Origin of the sequence: Candidatus Phytoplasma prunorum, from assembly GCF_036924415.2 — a bacterium.
In the GTDB taxonomy this organism is placed as follows: domain Bacteria; phylum Bacillota_I; class Bacilli_A; order Acholeplasmatales; family Acholeplasmataceae; genus Phytoplasma; species Phytoplasma prunorum.
This window is the reverse complement of the sequence record NZ_JAZHCY020000012.1, coordinates 1-9121: the sequence shown is the minus strand read 5'-3', so window position 1 is coordinate 9121 and position 9121 is coordinate 1. Positions and strand designations below refer to the sequence as shown.

The window sequence follows — 9121 nt, the reverse complement described above, 5'->3', positions numbered from 1 at the left end:
CTGAAAAAATTTTTAAAAATAAAAAGTATTTAAACTTTTGTAATACTGCGATTATTATTTAAACAAATATTAATCATAAAAATTTCAAATCCTATATTAGAATCTATCTGGTTAGTTTTAATTAAATATTTTAATTCTAACAAATTTATAAATAAATTAGTAATTTGATTAATTGAAAATAAATAAGTTTCTTGTATTAAAAAATAAACTTGTCCTGAAGAAAAATTTAAAATAGAGGAAATTTGTGATTGACTATTTTTTTGTAATAATAAATCTTTAACTATAATTAATTGTTTTAATTTCATAAACATTTGATTAATTATATAATAAGAATCTCCTTTATTTTGAATTAAATATTGAAATATATTGTTAGCAGATTTTATTTTATTGTTTAAAAAATAATTAATTAATTTAAAAATATAATATTCAAAACCAGAAAAAACTAAATTTTCTAAAATATTTTCATTAATTTTGGAATCAGAATAACTATAAATTTGAATTTTTTTAATTTCTTCTTCTAGAAGAAATAAATTATAATTAGTTTTTTCAATCAAGTTAATAATAATTTTATTAGAAATTTCTAATCCTATTTTTTTAAATTTTTTCTTAACATAAATAAAAAAATCTTTTTTTTGTAAAATAGGAATTTCAATAATTTTAAAATATTTATTTAAAATGTTTTTTATTTCCAAACTAAAATTAAAATTTTTACTAAAAAAATAAAGTATTACATCTAAACGTGGATTTTTAAAATAATTAAATAAAAATTGGTTATTTATGTTAATTGATTCAAACAACAAATTACTTTTTTTAATAATAATTATTTTTTTTACAGAAAAAAAATTAGTTGTTTTTAATTCTTGTTCTAAATTATATAAATTATTTTTTTCCGGATTATAAAAAATACAATTAATATTTTTTTTTTTACTTTGTTGAACTAAAAATTGAATTTTTTTTTCTAAAAAAAATGTTTGATTAACGATTATAAAATTAAGTGGAGATAAAATCATTAAAACTCCTTATTTTTTTAAATAATTTAAAATAATTAACTAATGAATAATATAAAAAAATTAAAATATATAATTTTATTTTTTATTACTAGGATTTAAAAAATAAGTTGTAATAGAAAAAGAAATCATTTTTAAATTACTTAATAAAATACTATTTATATTAAAACCTTCGTTTGGATTTGAAAAAAAATTTATTAAAACAAAAAAAAACGAAATACTATAATTAAAAATAATAATAACTAAACTAATATCTTTATTTTTATAAATAAATAAATATTTAGCTATAATATCTATACCACCTGTTGAACTACCAATTTTAATAGGAATAATTAAACAAATAGAAATTAAAATTCCCGATAAAAAAGCTCTTAAAATATTTTTTCTAAGTTCTGTTGATTCTGTATCGAAAATACCAAAAAAATTTTTACTTCGAACAAAAAAACCTTCATTTTCTGTATTTTTTAAAATATAAAAAGAAAAAAAAGAAACAAAAAGAGAAATAAAAACAGTAGAACAAACAGCATTAATATTAAAATTTTTATCTAATTTTGGAAAAGCTATAAAAAAAAACAATAAAATATTTACCATTATATAAAGCAAAGAAGCAAAATAATCTTTATTTTTTTCTGTTAAAAATTCAATTTTAATCAAAAATCTAGAAATTGCATCAGAAACTCCATAAATACCAGAAGTGTAAATAACACATTTATATTGGGCACCAAAAAAACAAACACTAAAATATCCAAATAAAAAACAACAAATCATAGTAATTAAAATAATTTTTAAATCTTTTATTTTGAATTTATATTTTCTACTTTCTAATATGATTAATCATTAATATTATTAAAACAACGAATACATAAATCATCAATGTTTTTTTTATTATTTATAATATTCCAACATCTAGGACATACATTTCCTAAAGCTTTAGAAACTTGAATATTAATATCAAATAATGAAGGTTTAATATCAATTTGTGAAACTATAAATAATTGATGCAAATTTTTTTCAATTTTTAATATTTTGAAAGCCAATAAATATTCATCTGTCAATTCTAATGATAATTTTGCTTGCAATGAATTGTTAATAACCTTACTTTTTATTGATTTTTCCAAGTGTTTAAAAACCATTTCTTTTAAAAAACAAAAAATTTCATAATATTTTTCAATATTATCAATATTTTTAAATTTTTTAATTTTAGGTATTAATTCTAAATAAATATCTTCTTTTTTTTGTAAAAAAGATAAAAATTGATAAGCTTCTGATGTGGTATGAGGAATAATTGGTGTCAAAATTCTTAAACTATCTAGTAAAACATCATAAATAGTTGATTGTATCATTCTTCTTTCTAAATTATTTTCTTTTTCGATATATAAAATATCTTTAGCAAAATCAAGATAAAAAGCGCTAATTTCATTATTCAAAAAAACATGAACATAACGAACTGCTTTTTCAAATTGAAATTTTTCATAAGATTCTAAACTTGCTTCTAAAATTTTATTAAATTTAATTACAATAACTTGATGAATTGGTTTTCTTTCATAAAAATTTAAATAATGTTTTTCAAAAATAAAATTATTTAAATTACCTAACATAAAACGAAAAGTGTTTCTGATTTTGCGATATATTTCTTCTGTTTGTTTCAAAATATTTTCATCAACTCGCACATCAATATTATAATTTGTAGTAGCAACCCATAACCTTAAAACATCTGCACCTTTTTTTTGAATAATTTTTGAAGGATCAATTATATTACCTAAAGATTTACTCATTTTTTGACCTTTACCATCTAAAACAAATCCATGAGTAATAACTTTTTTATAAGGAGAATGATTATAAACAGCTGTAGAAATAATTAGAGAAGAATTAAACCATCCTCTATATTGATCTGACCCTTCTAAATAAATATCTGCTGGAAAATTCTGATTTTTAATTTTTAAAACATTAAAAGAAGTTCCTGAATCAAACCAAACATCCATAATATCTGTTTCTTTAGTAAATAAATGAATAAAATTTTTATTTTTAATAATATATTCTTCAGGTAATAAATCTTCTATTTTCCATTCGTACCAAATTTCTGAACCATATTTTGCAAATAAAGAAGCTACATGATTAATTATATTAATATCTAAAATAGGAATATTATTTTCATTATAAAAAATAGGAATTGGTACTCCCCAAACTCTTTGTCTACTGATGGCCCAATCTTGACGTCCTTCAATCATATTATTCATTTTCATTTTGCCCCAATTAGGAAACCAATGAACTTTTTTAATTTCAGATAATAATGTTTTTTTAATTTTTTCAATAGATATAAACCATTGTTGAATAGCTAAAAAAATTACAGGTTTTTTAGTGCGACCATCATGAGGATAATTATGAAAAATTTTTTGTTCTTTTAACAATAAACCTTGTTTTTTTAAATCTTGAATAATTAATGAATTAGCTTTTTGATAATAAATACCTTGATATTTTTCAGCTACTTCAGTCATAAAACCTTTTTTATCAACACTACAAATAATTGGTAAATTATATTTTTTACCAATTAAATAATCTTCAATACCATGAGCGGTCGCAATATGAACTAATCCAGTTCCTTCAGTTTCTGAAACATATTCTCCTAAAATAATTTTACTATTTCTTTGTACAATAGGATTTTGATATTGTAAATTTTCTAATTCATATCCTTTAAAAATTTTTACTATTTCGATATTATCTTTCCAATTAAAAATTTTTTTTAAAGAATTTAAGTTTTTTAATCCTACTAAATATTTTTTATTATTTATTTTAATTAAATTATAATCAACATGAGGGTTAACAGCTACAGCTACATTAGCAGGTAATGTCCAAGGAGTTGTAGTCCAAATTAATAATTCAGAATGTTGCCAAAATTTTTTATCATTATTTTTAAAATTTGAAAATATTTTAAAAGATACAAAAATAGAAATAGATTTTATGTCATAATATTCAATTTCAGCTTCAGATAAAACAGATTCTAATGTTGGTGAATAATAAACAGGTTTTAAATCTTTAAAAATTAAATTTTTTTTCACCATTTCGCCAAAAAATTTAATTTGTTCAGATACATAAATATTATCTAAAGTTACATAAGGGCTGTGCCATTCACCCAAAATACCTAATCTTTTAAATTGTTTTTTTTGTTTTTCAATATAATGACAAGCAAATTTTTTACATTCTTGTATAAAATTTGTTCTAGAATAATCACTTTTGTTAATTTTTTTAGAAACAGCAATTTCAATAGGAAGACCATGAGTATCCCAACCTGGAATATAAACTGTTTTATATCCACTCATAGTTTTAAAACGTAAAATAAAATCTTTTAAAATTTTATTTAAAGCATGTCCTATATGAATATTGCCATTAGCATAAGGAGGACCATCATGCAAACAAAAAGTACTATTTTGTTTATTTTTTTCTACAACTTTTGAATATAAATTAATTTTTTCCCATTTTTGTTGAATGTTAATTTCATTAATACCTAAATTCCCTCTCATTGGAAAATCTGTTTTTGGTAATAATAAAGTTTTTTTATAATCCATAATAAAATAATTTCCTTAAATTTATTTTTTAAAAATTTTTAAATTAATTAAACATTGAAATGAAAAATAATTATATCACCATCTTGAACTTTATATTCCTTACCTTCTAAACGAACTTTACCTTTATTTTTTGCATTTTGAAATGTTTCATATTTAATTAATTCTTTATATGAAATAACTTCAGCTTTAATAAAACCTTTCTTAAAATCAGTGTGAATAATATTAGCACATTCAGGCGCAGTCATACCTTTTCGAAAAGACCAAGCTCTTATTTCTTGAGGTCCAGCAGTTAAATAAGTTTTTAATTTTAATAAATTATAACTTTTTTGAATAACTGTTTGAAGGGCAGATTGTTTTAAATTATAAATTTTTAAAAAATAATTTTGTTCTTCTTTATTTAATAAAGAAAGTTCTTTTTCAAATGTAACACAAATAGGTACTAATTTCCTTTTTTCTTGTTGAGCATAAAATAAAACTTTTTTAAATAAATCACTATTTTGAAAATGTTGTAAATTATTTTCTTCAATATTAGCTAAATAAAGCATAGGTTTAAAAGACAATAAATTAAAGTTTTTAATTATTTTATTTTCTTCAAAATTAAAAAATGAATCATTAATTTTTTGTCCTTGCTCTATAGATGTTTTAATTCTATTTAGTAAATCTATTTCTAATGAAATATCTTTATTTTTTATTTTTTCACTATTTTTTTTAATCTTTAATAAACGTTTTTCTATTTGTTCTAAATCTGCTAAAAATAATTCAGTATTAATAATATCAATTTCTTTAATAGGATCAATTTTTTCTCTAACATGTAAAATTCCATTATTATCAAAACATTTAACAAGATGACAAATAGCATCAACTTTTCTAATATGATTTAAAAATTGATTACCCAACCCTTCTCCTTTAGAAGCTCCTTCAACTAAACCTGCAATATCTATAAACTCAATAGTAGTGAAAATAATTTTTTTTGAATTAAAAATCTTAGCTAATGAATTTAATCTATTATCAAATACATTCACAACTCCTGTATTTGGTTCAATAGTTGCAAAAGGATAATTTGCTTCCAATACTGACATTTTTGTTAAAGCATTAAATAAGGTAGATTTTCCAACATTCGGTAATCCTATAATTCCTACTTTCATTCTTTTAAAATTCTCCTAAAATAATTAAATTTAAAATTATATAAATATAATTATAACTGAAAAAATTAATATTTTTTAGATAAAAAAAATTATTTTCAACATAAATTTATAGAAAATTATTTTTCCTTTATCTATATTTTATAATTTTAAAAGATTAAAAAGAAGACAATACAATAAATTAAGAAGAAAAACTGAACATTATGTTTTAAAAAAACTAATTTATTAATTATATGTGTAAAAATAATCAAAATATTTCACTAGTTTAAATAAAAAAAACAAAATAAACTGTTTATTTTTTAATAAATAGTTTAAATTTTTTATAAAATATAATTAACTTTATTTTCCATTATTAAATAGTACAAAATTTGTTTCAATATTATTTTTATTATTTTATTTATATAATTACTTTATATTTAAATTTTATTATTTTTCAAAAATTCAGAAAAAAATAAAATTACTTTAAAAATATTTAATTTATAAGGTTTTAGTTTTCCATTTTTATTTATTCTCATAAAACAATTTTTATACCAAAGAAGTAATTTGTGATAATTTTTTAAATTAAGATTATTTATCGTTTTTTTATTTTTTTTAAAAATTTTAATTACTATTTGATGCCAAGATAAATCAATCTTATAAGGTTTAAAATCTTTTATATCCCATTGAATACAACATTCTAAAATTAAAAAAAAATCTGTTGAAATTGGTTTTGTAATTACTTGTTGAGAATAATATGAATGAAAAGTATTTATATAATGTTTACGTTTTTTCATTTCTTCTGTCCATTTTTTTATTAATAAATTAAAATAAACTCTTCCCAGATCTAAAAAAGATTGCATACCTTGATTACGAATATTCATATTTAAACAATAATCATACATTCCAAATTCTTTTCTTAATGCACATAACGAAATATCAGGAGTGTATTTATATAATTCATACGGGATTATTCTCATTTTGTAAATTTACCTTTCGGTTTTTATTTAATTATTTTTATTTTAATAAATTAAAAAGAAATTTATTAATATTTATTTTATCAATAAAATCATTATAATAATTTATAAAAAGGTAAATTAATAACTTTAATAATTATATATTTTTTGATTTAAAGAAATAATTACTAAAAATTATAATTTACATGAATTAATTTTTTTTATAGTTGATTTTCTATAAAAAATTTAAAATAAATACATTTGATAAAATATAATTTTTCAATAAATAATATTAACCAGAAAAATCAAAACAGTAAAAAATAAAACAGTTTATTATATAAAATTATATAAAAAGAATAATATTTTAAAAAAAATAAAATATAAAATTTTTAAATATAAATACGAAAAGTAAATTGAAATAAAAATTAAATTTTCCAAACAAAAAATTAATAAATATTTAATAATATAAAGAAAAAAACAAAATATAAAATTTATTATTTTTAAAATAAATTAAATTTAAAAAAATTTAGATTAAAAAATCTAAAACTATTTAACTTAAAATTCAAAATTTTAATTTTTAAGTTCAGTAATTATATTTAATAAAACACATAAAAAAATAAATTAAAAAATATTTTCTAAAGAAAAAAAAAATATTAAAAAAAGAACTTTTTTAAACATTATTATTAAATTCAATTATTTTTTTAGAATTTTTTTAAATAATATAACCTAATCCTAATTTTTTCTTAACTTTTAATAATTTTTGATAAGCTTGTTTTTGAACTTTAACAGTACCTTTTTTTAAAATTTTTTTTATTTGTTGATCATTTATTTTATCTATTTTTTTTTGAATTTTTTCAATTTCTTTAATAACAGATTTACTGACTTTTTGTTTGAATTTTTGATAAGAATATTTTTTAAAATAATCTTCTAATTTTTTAATTTTTATATTGTTTAAAATGCTATAAATAATTAAAAGATTAGAAATTCCTGGTTTTTGATTTATATCATAAAAAATGCGATTATCTGAATCAGTAGTAGCACGCATAATTTTTTTATTAATAGTCGAATTATCATCCAGAAGATAAATACATCCTAAATCATTATTACTTTTGCTCATTTTTTTTGTCGGTTCTAAAAGTGATTTAATTTTATTACCTAAATAATTAAATTTAATTTCAGTCGGAATTTTAAAAACATTATCATATAAATGATTAAAACGTTTAGCTATTTTTTGCGTTAATTCTAGATGTTGTTTTTGATCTGCGCCTACTAAAACATAATCAGCATCATATAATAAAATATCCGCTGACATTAAAGCTGGATAAGTAAATAAAGCTGTTCTAATCGGATTTTTTTTAATAGTTTGCATTAATTTAGTTTGTTTATAACTGTTCATACGACTCATTTCACCAACATAAGAATTAGTTTCCATTAAATAACCTAAATAAGGATGTTCTTTAATATCTGATTGAACAAATAAATTAACATTTTTAAAATTTAATCCTGAAGCCAGATAAATTTTAATAATTTTTATAATTTGTTCTTTTAAAATTTGTGGTTTTTGAAAAATAGTAATAGCGTGTAAATCCGCTATAAAAAGATATATTTCTAAATTTGAATTTTGTTTTAATATTTCAATCAAAGGTTTTATAACACCTAAATAATTACCTAAAGTAATATCACCGCTTGGTTTAATACCTGTAACCAGTATTTTTTTAGAATTATCATCTTTATTTATTTTAAACATAATTTTAAACCTCTTTCAATATATTTAAAAAAAAATAAAATATTTTTTAAATTAAATAAAAAAAATAAATTAAATATATTATATTAAAGTTTATATTTATTTTGATTTATAATAATTTTTAATTAATTTTTTAAAAATTAATGATTAAAAATATCAAAAATATTATATAAACTAATAAAAAATGAATCTTAAAAAATAATTAAACAATTTTATTTAAGAAAATTTTAGTTTGTTGAAAAATATTATAAAAATCTTGACATATAACTAACATATTATCAATAAAATTTTTATTTTTTTCAATTTCTTTTATTTTTAAATTTTTATCATTTTGATAAACTAAAAAATAAGCTTTTTTAGCTTGAGAACAATAAATTTGTGCTTGAATTTGGGCATAATATATCATTGGTATTTTTTCTTTTTCCAAAAAACACTTCCAAGTAACAGTTTTAAAAGAAATAGGACATTTAATTTCTAATAAACTTTTAGTTTCATCATTCCAACCATCTAAAGAAGCAGACATAAAATCTTTAACACAAACTATAGGTAAAAATTGTTTGTTTTTATATTGATTAAAAAAAAATCTAGCTTGTGGTTCTAATCTTTTTCCATGTTTCATGGCTCCATTAATTTTTTGTTTTTGAACAAAAATTTTTCTTTCTAAAATTTTTCGACAACTTTCGAAAGGATTTAAATTCATAATTGCCGCTACTTCTGAAGCATTAATATAATT

The 9121-nt window shown here is 18.4% G+C and carries 7 protein-coding genes; all 7 read right to left on the bottom strand.

Going from position 1 to position 9121, the window contains the following annotated elements:
- Nucleotides 1-29 precede the first annotated feature (29 nt).
- Nucleotides 30-1010, bottom strand: coding sequence for a DNA polymerase III subunit delta (gene holA, locus V9D86_RS02260; protein WP_334331180.1), 981 nt, complete (start codon nucleotides 1008-1010; stop codon nucleotides 30-32).
- 75 nt (nucleotides 1011-1085) lie between these two features.
- On the bottom strand, nucleotides 1086-1775 hold the full coding sequence (locus V9D86_RS02255) for a YitT family protein (protein WP_334331179.1): 690 nt from the start codon (nucleotides 1773-1775) through the stop codon (nucleotides 1086-1088).
- Between the two features lie 62 nt (nucleotides 1776-1837).
- Nucleotides 1838-4570, bottom strand: coding sequence for an isoleucine--tRNA ligase (gene ileS / locus V9D86_RS02250; RefSeq protein ID WP_334331178.1), 2733 nt, complete (start codon nucleotides 4568-4570; stop codon nucleotides 1838-1840).
- Nucleotides 4571-4617: 47 nt separating this feature from the next.
- Nucleotides 4618-5715 (bottom strand): redox-regulated ATPase YchF, encoded by a 1098-nt coding sequence (ychF, locus tag V9D86_RS02245; protein ID WP_334331177.1) that lies wholly within the window; start codon nucleotides 5713-5715, stop codon nucleotides 4618-4620.
- 413 nt (nucleotides 5716-6128) lie between these two features.
- Nucleotides 6129-6668, bottom strand: a complete 540-nt coding sequence (locus V9D86_RS02240) for a hypothetical protein (protein WP_334331176.1) — start codon at nucleotides 6666-6668, stop codon at nucleotides 6129-6131.
- A 688-nt stretch (nucleotides 6669-7356) separates the two neighbouring features.
- The gene (gene trpS / locus V9D86_RS02235; protein WP_334331175.1) at nucleotides 7357-8391 is read right to left on the bottom strand and encodes a tryptophan--tRNA ligase; all 1035 of its coding nucleotides are present in this window, start codon (nucleotides 8389-8391) and stop codon (nucleotides 7357-7359) included.
- Nucleotides 8392-8590: 199 nt separating this feature from the next.
- Nucleotides 8591-9121: lambda-exonuclease family protein (locus V9D86_RS02230; protein ID WP_334331174.1), on the bottom strand; the 531-nt coding region annotated here is incomplete at its 5' end.